The organism is Neorhizobium alkalisoli, assembly GCF_002968635.1.
Classification (GTDB): Bacteria; Pseudomonadota; Alphaproteobacteria; order Rhizobiales; family Rhizobiaceae; genus Neorhizobium; species Neorhizobium alkalisoli.
On the sequence record NZ_PVBN01000009.1, the window covers coordinates 156,048 to 173,253 of the forward strand.

Annotated in this window: 16 protein-coding genes; 11 read left to right on the forward strand and 5 right to left on the reverse strand. The window is 60.2% G+C overall.

Annotated features, from left to right (window positions below; translation table 11 throughout):
* Nucleotides 1-24: 24 nt before the first annotated feature.
* The gene (hppD, locus tag C5L13_RS19570; RefSeq protein ID WP_105384941.1) at nucleotides 25-1,137 is read right to left on the reverse strand and encodes a 4-hydroxyphenylpyruvate dioxygenase; all 1,113 of its coding nucleotides are present in this window, start codon (nucleotides 1,135-1,137) and stop codon (nucleotides 25-27) included.
* Nucleotides 1,138-1,255: 118 nt separating this feature from the next.
* Between hppD and C5L13_RS19575 the strand changes: the two genes are divergently transcribed.
* A complete protein-coding gene (locus tag C5L13_RS19575) occupies nucleotides 1,256-1,726 on the forward strand; it encodes an Lrp/AsnC family transcriptional regulator (RefSeq protein WP_105384942.1) in 471 nt (156 codons plus the stop codon).
* 26 nt (nucleotides 1,727-1,752) lie between these two features.
* Here C5L13_RS19575 and C5L13_RS19580 read toward each other — a convergent pair whose 3' ends face one another.
* The gene (locus C5L13_RS19580) at nucleotides 1,753-2,187 is read right to left on the reverse strand and encodes a MarR family winged helix-turn-helix transcriptional regulator (protein WP_105384943.1); all 435 of its coding nucleotides are present in this window, start codon (nucleotides 2,185-2,187) and stop codon (nucleotides 1,753-1,755) included.
* A 60-nt stretch (nucleotides 2,188-2,247) separates the two neighbouring features.
* Here C5L13_RS19580 and hmgA point away from each other — a divergent pair, with 60 nt between their 5' ends.
* The 4 genes from hmgA to fhuB all read left to right on the forward strand — a co-directional run bounded on the left by hmgA (nucleotide 2,248) and on the right by fhuB (nucleotide 7,938).
* Nucleotides 2,248-3,597: a homogentisate 1,2-dioxygenase gene (hmgA, locus tag C5L13_RS19585; RefSeq protein WP_105384944.1), complete on the forward strand. Its 1,350-nt coding sequence runs from the start codon at nucleotides 2,248-2,250 to the stop codon at nucleotides 3,595-3,597.
* Nucleotides 3,598-3,604: 7 nt separating this feature from the next.
* Nucleotides 3,605-4,915: a fumarylacetoacetase gene (gene fahA / locus C5L13_RS19590; RefSeq protein ID WP_105384945.1), complete on the forward strand. Its 1,311-nt coding sequence runs from the start codon at nucleotides 3,605-3,607 to the stop codon at nucleotides 4,913-4,915.
* A 219-nt stretch (nucleotides 4,916-5,134) separates the two neighbouring features.
* On the forward strand, nucleotides 5,135-5,974 hold the full coding sequence (locus C5L13_RS19595) for an iron-siderophore ABC transporter substrate-binding protein (protein ID WP_105384946.1): 840 nt from the start codon (nucleotides 5,135-5,137) through the stop codon (nucleotides 5,972-5,974).
* Nucleotides 5,971-7,938: a Fe(3+)-hydroxamate ABC transporter permease FhuB gene (fhuB, locus tag C5L13_RS19600; protein WP_105384947.1), complete on the forward strand. Its 1,968-nt coding sequence runs from the start codon at nucleotides 5,971-5,973 to the stop codon at nucleotides 7,936-7,938. The genes C5L13_RS19595 and fhuB overlap by 4 nt, the downstream gene beginning before the upstream one ends.
* A 76-nt stretch (nucleotides 7,939-8,014) precedes the next feature.
* On the opposite strand, the gene fhuF is transcribed toward fhuB, so the two are convergent.
* Both fhuF and C5L13_RS19610 read right to left on the reverse strand, forming a co-directional pair.
* Entirely contained in the window at nucleotides 8,015-8,800 is a 786-nt protein-coding gene (fhuF, locus tag C5L13_RS19605) for a siderophore-iron reductase FhuF (protein ID WP_105384948.1), read from the reverse strand.
* A 3-nt stretch (nucleotides 8,801-8,803) separates the two neighbouring features.
* The gene (locus C5L13_RS19610) at nucleotides 8,804-10,978 is read right to left on the reverse strand and encodes a TonB-dependent siderophore receptor (RefSeq protein WP_105384949.1); all 2,175 of its coding nucleotides are present in this window, start codon (nucleotides 10,976-10,978) and stop codon (nucleotides 8,804-8,806) included.
* 318 nt (nucleotides 10,979-11,296) lie between these two features.
* On the opposite strand from C5L13_RS19610, the gene C5L13_RS19615 reads away from it, so the two are divergent.
* The 6 genes from C5L13_RS19615 to C5L13_RS19640 all read left to right on the forward strand — a co-directional run bounded on the left by C5L13_RS19615 (nucleotide 11,297) and on the right by C5L13_RS19640 (nucleotide 16,370).
* Entirely contained in the window at nucleotides 11,297-11,641 is a 345-nt protein-coding gene (locus C5L13_RS19615) for a c-type cytochrome (RefSeq protein WP_245571373.1), read from the forward strand.
* A gap of 288 nt (nucleotides 11,642-11,929) precedes the next feature.
* Nucleotides 11,930-12,745: a cytochrome c oxidase subunit II gene (locus tag C5L13_RS19620; RefSeq protein ID WP_105384951.1), complete on the forward strand. Its 816-nt coding sequence runs from the start codon at nucleotides 11,930-11,932 to the stop codon at nucleotides 12,743-12,745.
* Nucleotides 12,746-12,794: 49 nt separating this feature from the next.
* Complete coding sequence (ctaD, locus tag C5L13_RS19625; RefSeq protein ID WP_105384952.1) at nucleotides 12,795-14,573, forward strand: cytochrome c oxidase subunit I; 1,779 nt, start codon at nucleotides 12,795-12,797, stop codon at nucleotides 14,571-14,573.
* Nucleotides 14,570-15,280 (forward strand): cytochrome c oxidase subunit 3, encoded by a 711-nt coding sequence (locus C5L13_RS19630; protein WP_105384953.1) that lies wholly within the window; start codon nucleotides 14,570-14,572, stop codon nucleotides 15,278-15,280. The genes ctaD and C5L13_RS19630 overlap by 4 nt, the downstream gene beginning before the upstream one ends.
* 11 nt (nucleotides 15,281-15,291) lie before the next feature.
* Nucleotides 15,292-16,002: a heme-copper oxidase subunit III family protein gene (locus C5L13_RS19635; protein ID WP_105384954.1), complete on the forward strand. Its 711-nt coding sequence runs from the start codon at nucleotides 15,292-15,294 to the stop codon at nucleotides 16,000-16,002.
* Nucleotides 16,003-16,013: 11 nt separating this feature from the next.
* Nucleotides 16,014-16,370: a cytochrome C oxidase subunit IV family protein gene (locus C5L13_RS19640; RefSeq protein ID WP_105384955.1), complete on the forward strand. Its 357-nt coding sequence runs from the start codon at nucleotides 16,014-16,016 to the stop codon at nucleotides 16,368-16,370.
* 42 nt (nucleotides 16,371-16,412) lie between these two features.
* Here C5L13_RS19640 and C5L13_RS19645 read toward each other — a convergent pair whose 3' ends face one another.
* Entirely contained in the window at nucleotides 16,413-17,198 is a 786-nt protein-coding gene (locus C5L13_RS19645) for a TIM barrel protein (RefSeq protein WP_105384956.1), read from the reverse strand.
* Nucleotides 17,199-17,206 lie beyond the last annotated feature (8 nt).

Sequence of the window (17,206 nt, forward strand, 5' to 3'; positions counted from 1 at the left end):
CCTGTGCCACGGATCATCAGGAAATCACTCGGCTGCATCGACCTTCAGAACCCCACGCCGGATCTGGTCTTCCTCGATCGACTCGAAGAGCGCCTTGAAATTGCCCTCGCCGAAGCCATCGTCGCCCTTGCGCTGGATGAATTCGAAGAAGATCGGGCCGATGACGGTTTTCGAGAAAATCTGGAGCAGGACGCGCGTCTCGCCGCCGCCCACCACACCTTCTCCATCGATAAGGATGCCGCGCCGCTTGAGCTTGTCGAGCGGCTCCTGGTGATCCTTCACCCGCGACTTCGACTTTTCATAATAGATGTCCGGCGGCCCCGGCATGAATTCGAGGCCGTTGGCAGCGATCGCATCCGTACTTGCGTAGATATCGTTGCTGGCAACGGCGATATGCTGAATGCCTTCGCCCTTGTATTCGCGCAGATATTCCTCGATCTGGCTGCGATCGTCCGAGCTTTCGTTGATCGGGATCCGGATCTTGCCGTCCGGTGACGTCAGCGCCCGGCTCGTCAGGCCGGTCATTTTGCCGGCGATATCGAAATAACGGATTTCGCGGAAATTGAACGTGTCGTGGTAGAACTTGTACCAGGTGTCCATGTTGCCCCGCACGACATTGTGCGTGAGATGATCGAGGTAGTAGAAGCCCACCCCTTCCGGCGTCGGATTTTCCTCGCCAAGCCACTCGAATTCGCCGGAATAGCAGCTACCTTCGTCGCCATAGGTATCGACGAAGTAGAGCAGCGATCCTCCGATGCCGATGACGGCTGGTACGTTCAGCGACTTGCCTTCGCCGGTATACTCGGTGGCTCCGAGATCGACTGCCCTTTTGAGAGCATGGTCTGCATCCACCACGCGCCAGGCCATGGCGGGCGCGCATGGGCCATGCTGGGCGACGAAGGCCGAAGCGTGGCTATCCGGTTGGCGGTTGAGCAGGTAGTTGACGTCGCCCTGCCGGTAGAGAACGATGTCCTTTTCGCGGTGTTTTGCGACCGGCGCAAATCCCATTTGCCGGAAGAGGATATCCAGCTTCTCCGGCTCCGGGTGGGCAAATTCCACGAATTCGAAGCCGTCAGTGCCTGCAGGATTGGCAGCGCTGATCTCTGCCTTCGGTGCATCATGCGGAAACGGGCCCATCGCAATTCTCCTCCATTGCTTGATGAAGAAAGCTTGCCGCTTTCGGGCTGCAATGTCCTTGCAAAATGCAGCATTTCGACCCATCCTTTGCACGGTTCATGCGCTGGGGAGGGCAGACATGCACGAAATTTCCCTGGATACCTTTGACAAGGCCATTCTCAACGCATTGCAGCGCAATGCCGCGCTTACCAATGCCGACCTCGCAGGGATCGTCAATCTGTCAGCTTCGCAATGTTCGCGGCGGCGGGCGCGGCTGGAAGCGGACGGCATCATCACCGGATACTCGGCGCAGCTTGCCCCTGAAGCGCTCGGTTTCGGATTGCGCGCCATCACCCGAGTCAATCTTTCCACCCATAGCGAGAAGAACGCCGAATCTTTTGCAGATTTTCTGTCCCGGCATGATGAGGTTCGCCAGGCCTATTCCGTTTCGGGAGATGCGGATTACGTGCTCATCATTCTCGCGCGCGACCTTGCCGCCTTTGCAGATTTCATCCACCGCAACCTGCTGCCGCATCCGCAGGTGGCGCAGGTTCGCTCCGAGATCGTGCTGATGCGTCTCAAGGACGAGCAGGGATTGCCGATCGGCTGATTTCGGAAAGCAATAGCAGCTGCGGCTCAATCCATCTTCTTCACCCTCTCCAGGGCGTCCAGGGCGTCGAGAAGTGCCTGCGCGTGGATGCCCAGGGACCGCAGCAGCTTCTCCTCATAGGCAAGCGCGCTCGGCACGATATTCTCGTAGGCCGTGAGACCCTGGGGCGTCAAAGCCAGCACTTCCTCGCGGCGATCCTCCAGGCTCTCCCGCCGCTTCAGCCAGCGCCTTTCTTCCAGCGCGCGCACCGCCCGGCTTACCTTGGTCTTGTGCATGAACGAATGCCGGCCAATGGCTTTGGCGCCCATCTCTCCGAACTGGCCAAGCGTTGCGAGAACCCGCCATTCCGGGATCGTCAGGTCGTAATCGTGGCCATAGATCTCGCGGAATTCCTGCGAGACGACCGTCCCGATGCGGGCAAGCCTGTAAGGAAGAAAATGCTCCAGCGCGAGTTTTGTCATTGTTGATAGTTACAAAATTGACGGTTACCTTTGCAACTAATTTCCGATGGAGGACATGCCATGAACATTCAGCCTTCCGCCTCCCCTGCAGCTGCGGGACAGTCGGCGATCCAGGCCGGTTATATGTCCGGCTTCGGCAACGGCTTCGAGACCGAGGCGCTTACGGGCGCGCTGCCTCTGGGCAGAAACTCGCCGCAGAAATGCGCCTACGGGCTTTATGCGGAGCAGCTTTCAGGTTCACCCTTCACCGCACCGCGGACAACCAATGAACGGTCGTGGCTCTACCGCATCCGGCCCACGGTCGCCCATTGGGGCCGCTTCGAGAAGATCGATCGGGGCCTCTGGCGTACGGCACCGGCGCCCGAAGCGGAACTTCCGATCGGCCCGCTTCGCTGGGACCCCATTCCCGTTCCCTCCGAGCCGCTTTCCTTCATCGAGGGCATGCGCACCCTGACGACGGCAGGCGACGGCGGCGCCAATGCCGGCATGGGCGCTCACGTCTATCTGGTGACCCGCTCCATGGTGGACGAGTATTTTTACAATGCCGACGGGGAAATGCTGTTCGTGCAACAGCAGGGAGAGCTGCGCCTCTGGACGGAGTTCGGTATCATCGACATCGAGCCCGGCGAGATTGCCGTCATACCGCGCGGCGTGAAGATCCGGGTCGAATTGCGCGGCAGCTCGGCCCGCGGTTATCTCTGCGAGAACTACGGCGGTGCGTTCACGCTGCCGGAGCGCGGTCCAATCGGTGCCAATTGCATGGCCAACCCTCGCGACTTTCTCACGCCGGTGGCGGCCTACGAGGATAAAGACACACCCTCGCGGCTGTTCGTGAAATGGGGCGGCAGCCTCTGGGCCGCCGAGATCGAACATTCGCCGCTCGACGTGGTCGCCTGGCACGGCAACTACGCACCTTACAAATACGATCTCCGGCGTTATTCGCCGGTTGGCCCGGTGCTTTACGATCATGCCGATCCGTCGATCTTCACCGTCCTGACCTCACCCTCCGAAACTCCCGGCACGGCGAATATCGACTTCGTGCTTTTCTCCGATCGCTGGCTCGTCGCTGAAAACACTTTCCGCCCGCCGTGGTACCACATGAACGTCATGAGCGAATTCATGGGCCTCGTCTATGGCCAGTACGATGCCAAGACCGGCGGCGGCTTCGTGCCCGGCGGCGCCTCCCTGCACAATACCATGCTGCCGCATGGGCCTGACGTGGATGCCTTCGAAAGGGCGAGCAATGTCGAACTCAAACCCCACAGGCTGGAAGGGACGATGGCCTTCATGTTCGAGACGCGCTTTCCCCAGCGGGTGACCACTTTTGCTGCTGAAACTCCATCCTTGCAGAAGGACTACACCGCCTACGGCAAGGGGCTGGCGAAACATTTCGATCCGAACAGGCGCTGAGGCAGATATGTCCATTCTCGATGAAACACACGCTCCGGAGCGCAGGAGTTTCGTGGCCACAGCAAACGGTCATCCGGATTTCCCGATCCAGAACTTGCCGATCGGTATCTTCAGCCGCGACGGCGGCGAGCGCCGGAGCGGCATTGCCATCGGCGATGCGATTTTCGACATCGGACTTGCGCTGCAGTCTGGCCTTTTCGAAGGAGAGGCGCGAATGGCCGCCGAGGCTGCAGCTGCGCCGGAACTGAATGCGTATCTGGCGCTGGGCGCTCCTGCGCGAGTGGCACTCCGCCGCCGGGTCTCGGCCCTACTGGCGGTCGATTGCCCCGAGCAATCGCAGGTTGAAGCCTGCCTTCACCCCTCCTCCGATTGTGCCATGCATCTGCCGGCTCGGATCGGCGACTACACCGACTTCTACGTCGGCATCCATCACGCAACGCATGTCGGACGGCTGTTCCGCCCCGACAGTCCGCTGCTGCCGAACTACAAGCACGTCCCGATCGGTTATCATGGCCGCGCCTCCTCGATACTGGCCTCGGGCACGGCGATCCGCCGGCCCAACGGCCAGACGAAGGCTGCCGATGCCGACGCGCCGACCTACGGACCGAGCCGCAGGCTGGATTACGAGCTGGAAATCGGCGTTTTCATCGGTCCCGGCAATTCTCTTGGAGAGCCGATAGCGATCGGCGACGCGGCCGAACATATCGCGGGCTTCTGTCTGCTGAACGACTGGTCGGCGCGCGATATCCAGGCTTGGGAATATCAGCCGCTTGGCCCCTTCCTCGCCAAGAATTTCGCCTCGACGATCTCCCCTTGGGTAGTCTCGCCCGAGGCGCTGGCACCCTTCCGCATCGCCCAGACACCGAGGGCGGAAGGCGATCCGCAACCCCTTCCCTATCTGTTCGACGAGAAAGATCAGCGGCAAGGCGCATTCGATCTGGAACTGGAAGCTCTGCTGGTGACGGAGGCGCTCTCTCAAAAAGGCCTCCCGCCGCATCGGCTCGCGCTGTCGAACACGCAGCATATGTACTGGACGGTGGCGCAGATGATCGCCCATCACGCAAGCGGCGGCTGCAATCTGCAGCCGGGCGATCTTCTCGGCTCCGGGACCATATCGGGTCCCGATCTCGCCTCCGCCGGCAGCCTGCTGGAGGCGACGGAGGGCGGTAAATCGCCGATACGCCTCGCCTCGGGCGAGGAGCGGCTGTTCCTGGAAGACGGCGACGAGATCATCTTCACGGCTCGCGCCCGCCGCGAAGGCTACGTCACGATCGGTTTCGGCGCATGCCGGGCGAAGGTGCTGCCTGCCCGGCAATGACCGAAAACTTTCGATCCGTCAGGTAAATCGCCGTTTCAGCCTGACAACCCTATTTTAAGATGATAATGCCAGTCATGTTTATATGAATGACGGGAGACGCGACGTGGAAAAACGAACCGGCCTCATCCGCGTCGGGATATTTCCAAGCGACCGGTTCGAAGGACATCCTGGCGGGACTCTGTCTTGAAGCGCCGGGACGTCCTTGTTTCAGCACTCGCAATGACGATCTCGCCCTCGCTTGCCGCGACTGAGGCAGAAGGGGAGCGAGTCGTATCACTCGACTACGGCCTCGCCTCGACGATGCTTGCCCTTGGCGTTACCCCCACGGGGGTCGTATCGCTCAAGAACTGGGACGAGTGGGTGGCGGAGCCACGCATGCCGCCCGGCGTGATCGACCTCGGCACAACAGCCGAGATCAACCTCGAAGTCCTTGTCAGTATCCGACCGTCATTGATCCTGAGTACGCCATTCCTTGCGGCCCTCGACGGAAAACTATCCGCCATTGCACCGGTGGCGACATTCACGATCTATGCGGAAGGCGGAGAGGCGTTGGACCGATCCTATATCGAGACGCTGAGATTGGCAGAAATCCTCAATCGATCGAACCAGGCAAGGCGTTTTTTGGCCGATGCGGACGCTTTCTTCGATCGCTTGAAGGAGCGGATCCGCCGGTTTTCCCCACCCCCTGTCGCAGTCATCAATTTCGTCGACCAGCGACACGCCAGGATCTACGGCGGGCCTGGTCTTTACGGCGGCACGATGAAGAGGATCGGCCTGGAGAACGCCTGGAACGGCCAGGCCAACTATTGGGGATTTGAAACCATCGGACTTGAACGGCTTGCAGAGCTCGATGAAGGGACACACCTTATCGCTGTAGCTCCTCTGATGCCGAGCGATGTGTTCTCTCGTCTTCAGGAAAGTCCGCTCTGGACGAGTCTTCCTTTTGTCAGACGGGACCGGGTATCGACGATCCCGGGTGTTCTGATGTTCGGAATGGTTCAGGAAGCCATGCGCTTTGCCGCGCTCGTTGCCGACAAGATCGAGGCAGCGCATCGATGACCAACGCTTTTGGCCGCTTCGGCGCTCCGACATTGTCGGCACTTCTGCTCGGCCTCGCCTTGAGCCTTGGGCTGCTCGAAATCCTGCCCGAGCTTTCCCATCTGACGGACACGTCAACCGGTTATGATGCCAAGCGGCTGATGCTCGTCTATTCGACGCTTCCGCGCATGGCGACCGCTCTTGTCGCAGGCGCGGCGCTTGCGCTGGCCGGCACGATTTTGCAGCAAGTCCTTCGCAATCCGCTTGCTTCGCCAACGACGCTGGGTGTTTCTGCCGGCGCCAATCTGGCGCTTGTCTCCGCGATGCTGCTTTTCCCTTCGCTAAGCGGATTGACGCGCGACGGCGTTGCGCTTTTGGGCAGTTCATTTGCCGCATTGGCAATATTCTGGATCAGCGCAAAACACGGTTTCTCCCCGTTTGCACTCGTGCTTTCCGGTCTCGTCGTCGGCCTATGGTGCGGTGCCGCCGCTGCCATCCTCGTCCTGATGAACGACCAGTATCTTTCCGGCATCTTCATCTGGGGTGCAGGTTCGCTCTCGCAGCAGAGCTGGGCGGTGCCCTTTTCGCTGGCGCCAAAAGTTTGCCTCCTGGCGGTCCTCGCTCTTCTGGCAACCAGGCCGCTTTTATTGGCACAGTTGGGCGATGCCGGTGCTCGGAGCCTCGGACTTCCCATGAAATGGGCTCGTCTATTCGCCTTGTCTGTCGCCATCGCGCTGAGCGCCCTGGTCACAAGCGCCGTCGGCGTCATCGGCTTTGTTGGGTTGGTCGCCCCGCAGATTGCCCGCCTTGTCGGAGCGAGGCATATGATCAGCCAGTTGACCTGGTCACCGGTGATAGGAGCTTCCCTGCTTCTTCTCACCGACCAGATGATCAAGCTTTTGTCGCCGGGCGACTTTATCCCGACAGGAGCCGTTACCGCGCTTCTTGGCGGCCCTGTCCTGATCGCTCTGCTGCCGCGCCTCGATATAGCGCCCCGCGCATTGCCCGCTCCATCCCAATCATCAACCGGTTTCGACCCCGCACCAACGGTGGCTGTCGCCTTGATAGTCCTCGTGCTCTTGATCACCGCCGCCGGTGTTTTTCTCGGCCGCTCTCCCGACGGTTCATGGGTGTGGCTTCCGATCGAGGCATGGGATCAAATTCTTCCGCTTCGCACCCCGAGGGTCATCGCGGCTCTCGGCTGCGGATTGGTGCTTGGAGCAACCGGGCTGATCTTGCAGCGACTGACAGGCAACGAGATGGCAAGCCCCGAAATACTGGGCGTTTCAGCGGGTGCGACGACAGGCGTCGCATCCGCCCTGCTGCTATTTTCAGCGCCTGGGCTGGCGACCCAGCTGGGCTTTGCCGCCGCCGGCGCATTGATGGTCCTGGTGCTGATCTTCCTCATCAGTGCACGGTCGGGTTTCGGGCCAAACCGGGTTCTTCTGGCGGGAATAGCCATCGGCGCGATGCTGGACGCGGGGATCGGCGTGCTGGCCGCAAGCGGCGATCCTCGCGGGCTCGCCCTCATCCGCTGGATGGCTGGCTCCACCTATTTCGTCGACAATGCGATCGCCGGCACGGCGCTTCTGATATCGGCGGTCGGACTGGCCGCCGCCTTGCTTCTGTGCAGATGGCTCGCGCTTCTCAATCTTGGTCCGGAAACCGCGGGTGAACTGGGCCTGGACGTTCGGGTTGCACGCGCCGTGTTGTTCGGGCTGGCTGCCCTGATGACAGCCGCATCGACCCTTGTCGTCGGCCCTTTGAGTTTCATCGGGCTGATGGCGCCGCATCTTGCCCAGGGCCTTGGTTTCCGCCAGCCGGCTAGTCAGCTTTGGGCGTCCGCATCGGTAGGCGCTTGCTTACTGATCATTGCAGACTGGGCGGGGCGGATGATCGCGTTTCCGTATCAGATCCCGGCAGGCCTGCTGTCTGCGCTCGTGGGCACCCCGGTTTTGCTGATGCTTCTCCGCAGACGGGTCTAGCCAACCTGGAGCTGCCCGACGTTCGTCGTGGCTTCAGTCGCCTGTCAGCACATCTACGTCGACGTCCAGGGCTGGCTTAGTGGCGGCCGTCCGGCACGGGGCAAGCTTCGCCGCATCCGGCGACACCTGGAAGGTTGTAGCGAAGGCAGCAGACTTTCCGCCGCGAAAACTCCAGCCCGCACTGCTGCCGCGCGATGCGGATCATTCCATGCATGGGGTTGCGGCGCCCATCCGGCCAGATCGGCTCGTCGAGCAGCGCCAAACCATCCTCGACCAGTTCATGGCCGCGTTGATGGGCAATTTCCTTGAGTATCCAGGAAAGATAGGCGGCCACGTTATTCCAGAGAAGTTTTGGCGCCACGGAAGCATTGGCCGCAATCGCCTCGACAAGCGGTTCGACATGACCAAGCATCAGGTCGTGAAGCTCGGCGCCGGGATTGGACGCGGAGAATGTATCGGCCGTCATCAGGAAGGCTTCCGGCTCTGCCGTATCTTCGTTGCAAACCAGCGAGACCTGGTTGAGCCCCAAAGGCAATCCGATCCGGTGAGCGAAGAGATGCACGCAGGGCGCCACGGTGAGGATGCTGAAATAATAGAGCGTCCACATCGACACGACGGCGCGCCGGTCACTGCCGGGAAACTTGCTGGCATATCGGGAGATAAGATGTTCCAGGACCGCCGTCTCCCGCAGGTCGCCGCAGGAAACTAGAGAGCCAGATCCCGTTGGGGTTCGCAGAAGCTTACCGCGGCAGTAGGAGAACGGGCTCCCTTCCACCAACCCGTCGAGGTCGATGGCCGGGCTGACGATGAAACCACCCTCGCCGTTCGAAGTCGGAATCTGCCCGCTCAGATTGCCAGCCATTGATCACCACCGATATTTCAGGTTGGCGGTCATGTTTCTGCCCTGACCGACATAGCAGTAGCCCTCGTTGCAGATGACGTCCCTCTCGTCGGCGATGTTGCGCACGTTGAAAGCTGCCGTCAGTCCGGCATATTCCTTGTCGATCGCGCCGAAGTCATAGGAAACGCCTGCATCGACATAGAAGCGGGAGCCATTCTTCGTAGTGTTGGCGGTGCTCGTATAGTTCTCGCTGAGATATCTGATACCCGCGCCGACGGACAAACCGCTGAGCGCTTCATCTTCCTGGAAGGTATAGTTTGCCCAGAGGCTGGCGACGTGTTCCGGAGTGACCGCCGGAGCATTCCCCTTGCCTCCACCCGCTGTGATCTCGGAATGATTGTAGGTATAGGCTGCGATCAGGTCGAGACCGCTTGTAATTCCGACGCGGGCTTCCAGCTCGATTCCCTTGCCGGTCACTTCGCCAAGCGATTTATAGGTAAATAGTGCTGGATCAACGAGAACCGGCTTGTTCTTCTCGACGATGTGATATGCCACGGCAGACAGGAAGATGTCCGATCCGGGCGGCTGGTACTTGAGACCCAGCTCAAACTGCTCACCTTCCGTCGGCTTCAGAATCCCGCCCGACTCCGATCGGTTTGTGACGGGATCGAAGGACGTGGAATAGGACGCGAACGGCGCCATACCGTTATCGAACAGGTAGAGCGCGCCCGCTTGCACTGAAAAGGCGTCCTTTTGGACGTCCTCGCCGCCCGTTGAACTCAGCAACGAATAGCGTGTCTGCCTGACCCATGTTTGGCGCCCGCCCAGATTGAAGCGCCAGTTGCCAAGCTCCACCTGATCCATAGCGTAGATACCGACCTGCCGCATATCGGCATCGGCGAGGGCGGCATTGTAGGCGGGGGTCGGCCCGGATACCCCGTAAGTCGGGTTGGCGATGTCGAAATCGAAGGCGGGGTCAGACGCACCAAACCCGTAACGGAAGCTGGAATTGGTATTGGTATAGTCGAGCCCGACGAGCATGGTATGAGCAAGCGCGCCGGTATTGAACTGTGCCTCGAGCTGGTTGTCGACCTGGAAGACATACATCTCGTCGCCGATCGAGCTTGCGCTGCGATGGGCGACTGTTCCTGTCCAGCTGGATACCCCAAGGTATCGCGCCCGAAGATCGAGATGTGAGTAACGCAGGTTCTGGCGGAAGGTCAGGCCATTGTCGAACTCGTGCTCGAACTGATAACCGATCTGCTGCTGGCGAACCTTCTGGTAGTCATAGTCCGGATCGCTCGCTCGCAGCTTGATCACCTCCCCACTCGGCGTGGTGATCGCGCCGACGTTGGAATCGGTCTCGTCGGCCTGAGCCAGTCCGTAAAGCGTGAGCGATGTGCTATCGTCCGGCTTCCAGGTAAACGATGGCGCCAGGAGATAGCGATCGTCGGCGATATCGAAATTCGTATCGCCGTGGCGGGCAAGACCCACGATGCGGTAGAGAAACTCGTCGCTTTCCTCGCTGATCGGCCCTCCGAAATCGAACATGGCTTGCGCCCTGTTCTCGGTGCCGTAGAGAATACCCACTTCCCGGATCGGCTCATCGGTCGGCAATTTCGAAATCTTGTTGATCAGCCCCCCCGGAGAGCCCGAACCATAAAGAACCGAAACGGGGCCTTTTATCACCTCGACACGCTGCAGCTGATACGGATCGGTCCGGAAGGTTCCGTAATTCAAGTAGGGCTGCCGGAGACCGTCGCGATAGTCTCCGACCGTGGTCGCATTATAGCCCCGGATATAGATCTGATCGAAGCGGGGATCGAAACCATTGGGTCCGGTCGTGACGCCAGCGGAATACCGCACCGCTTCGATCACGTCCTGTGCGCCGCGCTGCTCGATTTCCTTCTCCGTGACCACCGACACCGACCGAGGTGTTTCGACAAGCGGCGTACTGATTTTCGTCGCGCCCGTACTTTGCTTGGCCGTCACGGAAATCCGGTCTGTCTTGCTGTCCGTGGTTGCCGCACTCCGGAGGACAATGGGCTGAAGCTCGGTGGACCGGCTCTGATCCGCCAGGTCCTGAGCCCAGGTCGGGGCCGCCGTTGCGGCGATCAATGCCAGGGCTGTTGCAGCGACCAGATTGTTGTTTGTGTGTAAGGTTATGCCCTTGGAAAATTTACTAGAAAACCGTCGCATCGCAATTCCCGCACCTCAATTTTGCGCGAAGCTAGAGAACGTATCCAACGATGTCAATATAAGATGAGTTTCTTAGTCATGTTAAATGATGACGCATTCGGGACCCCTGAGAAACACGTCAACTGCTCCGCAAGGCCCTTCGCCTGCCGCTCAGCCCTGCAACGTCGTGACGATGTTGACTTGCCTTCTTCCCGGGCTACTTGAATTGTTGGAGCGGAGTTCAGCGCCGAGCGATATTCATGGCTGCGGGCCTGTCACGGCCCCGTTTTCGGGAGGAATGACATGTATTTCAATGTTTACCTCGGTGCACTTGGCGTGATGCTGATCACGGCGAACCACGTCCACTGTCAGGACGCCGCCGCCGGCGAAAAAGTGTTCGCCAAGTGCAAAGCCTGTCACCTGATCGATAGCGATAAAAACAGAGTCGGGCCGTCGTTGATGGGAGTGATCGGGAGAACTGCCGGCACCTTTGGGGATTTCAAGTATTCCACCGCCATGGTCGATGCCGGCAAGAACGGCACCGTCTGGGATGAGGCGACGCTGGCGACATATCTCCGTGATCCCAAGGCCTCGGTCAAAGGGACGAAAATGGCCTTCGTCGGCCTGAAGGCGGACGAAGACATCGCCAATGTCATCGCCTACCTAAAACAATTCCCGAAATAGAGCCGATCCTTCGCCTGAAGCGCCAATCCAATCGTCGCCCTGGGCGGCCACGGCAGGCCGAAAGATGGTCGTTGCGAAGCGGGCGCCACGCGCGGCGCGAGTATCTGTCGAAGCTGTTCACCTGGCGACTGGCGGCGGGCCGATCGACGTCGGCATCGGGTCGGCTCCGGCGACCCATGCCTAAATTGCGGTAATTGCCCGCATTTTTTATTTGTGAGATAATCAGAAAATAAGCGTTGCGAATGCGGTTTCCTATCCACGGTCGGACCGGCTCAGGGAGGGGCGGAAATGGCTGTAGTGCTGATTCTCGTCTTGCTGGTGGTGGGCTCGCTGCTCTTCCATGTGCTGAGCCCGTGGTGGTGGACGCCGATAGCGTCCAACTGGACCTATATCGATAGCACTCTCGTCGTCACCTTCTGGATCACCGGCGTGGTTTTCGTGGCGGTGGTTTTGTTCATGGCCTATTGCGTCTACCGCTTCCGGCACAAACCCGGCAACAAGGCGGCCTACGAGCCGGAAAACCGCAGGCTGGAATGGCTGCTGGCGTCGGGCACAGCCGTGGGCGTCGCAGCCATGCTCGCGCCGGGCCTCATAGTGTGGAACCAGTTCGTCACGGTGCCCGACGAGGCACAGCCGATGGAGGTCGTCGCGCAGCAATGGCTGTGGAGCTTCCGCCTGCCGGGGGTGGATGGGAAGCTCGGTCGGTCGGACACGCGCGACATCACGTCGGAAAACCCGCTCGGCCTCAACAAGAACGACGCCGCAGGCCTCGACGACGTAATCGTCGAAGGTGGCGAATTGCACCTGCCGGTCGGGAAGCCGGTGCGCGTGCTGCTGCGCTCCATCGACGTCGTCCACGATTTCTACGTGCCGGAATTCCGCGCCAAGATGGACATGATTCCAGGCATGGTGACCTATTTCTGGCTCACGCCGACACGGACGGGAACTTTCGATATTCTCTGCGCCGAGCTCTGCGGCGTCGGTCATCCGCAGATGCGCGGAACGGTCGTGGTCGACGAGGCTGCGGATTATCAGACGTGGCTCGACCAGCAGCAGACGTTCAATCAGCTTCTGGCATCGGGAGAGCAGCAGCCGGCAAACTGAATTCAAAGGACAATCAAAAGCGGCATCGGAAGGAATGGAAGGAGATAGCATGGTCGAAATTCCATCTGGCAGTGCAGACGCCGTCCCGACCGCAGAGGTCGAAGATGTCGAGCTTTACCATCCGAAAAGCTGGTGGACGAAATACGTCTTCAGCCAGGATGCCAAGATCATCGCCGTGCAGTATTCGGTCACGGCCATCTCGATCGGCCTGGTAGCGCTCGTCTTATCCTGGCTGATGCGCCTGCAGCTTGCCTTTCCCGGCTATTTCGCCTTCATCGATGCCAACCATTATTATCAATTCATCACCATGCATGGCATGATCATGGTGATCTATCTCCTGACAGCGCTGTTCCTAGGCGGTTTCGGCAACTACCTCATTCCCCTGATGCTCGGCGCCCGCGATATGGTGTTCCCGTACGCGAACATGCTGAGCTACTGGATCTATCTGCTTGCCGTCCTGATCCTTGTTGCGGGCTTTTTTGTCCCCGGCGGGCCGACCGGGGCCGGCTGGACCCTCTATCCGCCGCAGGCCGTTCTGTCTGGCACGCCGGGCGGCAGCGACTGGGGCATTCTCCTCATGCTCTTCTCGCTCATCGTTTTCATCATCGGCTTTACCATGGGCGGCCTGAACTATGTGGTGACCGTGCTGCAAGGACGGGCGCGCGGCATGACGCTGATGCGCATGCCCCTGACCGTCTGGGGTATCTTCACCGCGACTGTGATGGCGCTGCTCGCCTTCCCCGCCCTCTTCGTCGCTTGCGTCATGATGTTGTTCGATCGCCTGCTCGGCACGAGCTTTTTCATGCCCGCCATCGTCGAGATGGGCGAGCAGTTGCAGCACGGGGGCGGCAGCCCGATCCTCTTCCAGCACCTGTTCTGGTTCTTCGGGCATCCGGAGGTCTATATCGTCGCGCTTCCCGCCTTCGGCATCGTTTCGGATCTCATCAGCACCCACGCCCGCAAGAACATCTTCGGCTACCGCATGATGGTCTGGGCGATCGTCGTCATCGGCGCCCTGAGCTTCATCGTCTGGGCGCATCATATGTATGTCAGCGGCATGAACCCGGCCTTCGGCTTTTTCTTCGCCACCACGACACTCATCATCGCCGTCCCGACTGCGATCAAGGTCTACAACTGGGTGCTGACATTATGGCGCGGCGACATCCATCTGACCCTGCCCATGCTCTTTGCGCTGGCCTTCATCGTTACCTTCGTCAACGGCGGCCTGACCGGGCTGTTCCTCGGCAACGTCGTGGTCGACGTTCCGCTGTCCGATACGCTGTTTGTCGTCGCGCATTTCCACATGGTCATGGGCGTCGCGCCGATCCTCGTCATCTTCGGGGCGATCTATCACTGGTATCCCAAGGTAACCGGACGGATGCTGGACGACGTCCTCGGCCATATCCACTTCTGGATTACCTTTCTCGGCACCTATGCGATCTTTTTTCCCATGCATTATCTCGGCCTGCTCGGCATGCCGCGCCGGTACCACGAGCTGGGAGACACGGTCTTCGTACCGCCCTCGGCCAACACGTTGAACGTCTTCATCACCGTCATGGCGCTCGTCGTGGGGGCGGCTCAGATCGTCTTCCTGTTCAATCTGGTCTGGAGCCTCTTCAAGGGCAGGGAAGCCGGCGGCAATCCGTGGCGCGCAACCACGCTCGAATGGCAGACGCCGCAAACCCCGCCTGCGCACGGCAACTGGGGCAAGGATCTGCCGGTGGTCTACCGCTGGGCCTATGACTACAGCGTGCCCGGCGCGGCCGAGGATTTCATTCCACAGACGCAACCGGCAAGCGGCGGCGCCACAAGGGAGGTCGTCGCATGAACGTCGTGCTGATCTTTCTCGCCGCGATCGGCGCCGTCATCGTCTGGTGGCTGGCCGGGCAGCGGCTTATGTCGAAACCCTGGCTCGAAACCGGGATCGCGCTGCCCGAAACCGACAGACAGGAGCCACCGTCCGCACCCGCGGTGAAAATCGGCCTCTTCGTGTTTCTCGCCGTCGTCGGCGCCATTTTCAGCCTCTCCATCAGCGCATATTTCATGCGTATGGCGGCTGGGGACTGGTGGGCGACACCGGTTCCACGCCTGCTATGGGCAAACACCGTCGTGCTCTTGTTGAGCAGCGGCGCGCTGGAATGGGCAAGAAGAGAAGCGCGGCATGACCGCATGGACAGACTGCAGTTGGCGCTCGCTGCCGCATTCGCGCTTGCCCTCCTCTTTCTCATCGGACAGATCCAGGCCTGGCGGGAGTTGGTGTCGGCGGGCTACGTGCTGGCAGACAATCCGGCCAACAGCTTCTTTTATATGCTCACCGGCCTGCACGGTCTGCATATCCTCGGCGGTCTTGCCGTGCTCGGCCGCACGACGGTTCGGGTATTCGCAACGGACGTTCCGCGGGACAGCCTGCGTCTCAGCGTCGATCTTTCCGCGATCTATTCCCATTTCATGCTCGCCGTCTGGCTCCTGCTCTTCGTGCTCTTTGCAGGCTGGGCGAATGATTTCGTCGATCTCTGCCGTCAACTGATCAGCTAGGAGGTGTTCCGATGGCACAGTCTCTCGACAATTCGGAGTTCCGTCCCACCGGACTGCGCGGAGTCGCTGCCGATTTTTCCTCCGATCAGCGCGCCTTCAAGACCGCCTCCTGGGGCAAGGCGATGATGTGGATCTTTCTTCTCAGCGACACCTTCGTCTTCGGCTGCTTCCTGCTCGCCTACATGACGGCCCGCATGTCGACCCCCGTCCCCTGGCCCAATCCGAGCGAGGTCTTCGCGCTTCATATCGGCGGGCAGGACGTGCCCCTGATCCTGATCGCGATCATGACGTTCGTGCTGATCTCCAGCAGCGGCACCATGGCAATGGCTGTGAATTTCGGCTATCGCCGCGAACGCGGACGGACAGCCGCATTGATGCTGGCAACGGCGCTTCTCGGCGCCACCTTCGTCGGCATGCAGGCTTTCGAATGGACGAAGCTGATATCCGAGGGCGTTCGCCCCTGGGAGAACCCCTGGGGTGCTCCCCAGTTCGGATCGACCTTCTTCATGATTACCGGCTTCCACGGCACTCACGTGACGATCGGCGTGATCTTCCTCCTCATCGTCGCCCGCAAGGTGTGGCGGGGAGATTACGATTTGGCGCGCCGCGGCTTCTTCACCAGCAGGAAAGGCCAGTACGAGTCCGTCGAGATCATGGGCCTCTATTGGCATTTCGTCGATCTGGTCTGGGTGTTCATCTTCGCATTTTTCTATCTGTGGTGAGGAGCGTCATCATGAGCGAGACAACGGCGCATTTACATGCACCCGCACAGGCGCACAGCGCGCAGCAGCATCCGATCCGGCTCTACCTCGTCGTCTGGGGCATGCTCTTCGTGCTCAGCGCCTTTTCCTACATGGTCGATTATCTCGGGGTCCAGGGCCTGGCACGCTGGACGCTGATCATCATCTTCATGATGCTGAAGGCAGGTTTGATCGTTGCCGTCTTCATGCATATGGCATGGGAACGACTGGCGCTCGTTTATGCCATCCTGCTGCCGCCGGCGGCCGTGCTGATCTTCACCGCGCTGATGGTCTCGGAAGCGAACTACACAATCCTCACCCGGCTCGCCTTCTTCAGTACCGCGCCCTGAGGGGCACGGCACCGAAACTGGCTGACGGACGACAGGATCGTCTCAAACCGACCCTGCTATATAGGCCATGCTCTCGCGCACCGCCGGCTCGACATCTGCCAGCGCATGCACCTCCTCGGCGAACGGTTCGAAGCTATAGGGGCCTTCGAAGCCTGCAGCGATCAATGTCCTGATTTGCGCGATGTTTTCGAGCCGGTCCGAAGCGTCCACCAGAACCCGGTGCGCGTCGAGCATGTCATCGATGACGACACCCTGATCCACCACGCCGGAGATATGAACAAGGCCGGTTCGCTCCGCGAAAAACTCGGTTTCGCCCGCAAGGTGATGGTGGAAGGTGTCGTGCACGAGTTTGTAGACCTCGCCACCCTCGGCCGCATCGATGGCGCGAAGCGCTTCCTTCTTTGTCCGCAGCGAGGAGATCGGAAAGCCGAGCGGTTCGACAAGCCCGGTCAATCCGCGTTCGGCGAGGATCGGTTTCATCGCCTTCAGCGCTGTTACGAGATCGTCGGATGACACCTTGGTGCCGTCGTTGAGCGGGCACATGACGAGCGCCTTCGCGCCGCTCGCTGCCGCGTAATCCGCCAGCGCAACGGCACGTTGCGGCAGGTCGCCGGACCAGACATTGAAGGGATAAAGCGCATTGATCGAAATGATCGTCAGGCCGGCCTTCTCAGCTGCGGTTTTGACCGCTTCGGGTTTAACCGTTCCGACGATATCGGGCAGGTCGTTGCGGATTTCGACATCGGTCAGGCCAAGAGCCTTGGCGGAGACAAAGAATTGCTCGAGCGAAAGCTTCGGAGCGGTGATGTGATTGATCGCAAAACGCATTTGTGAAC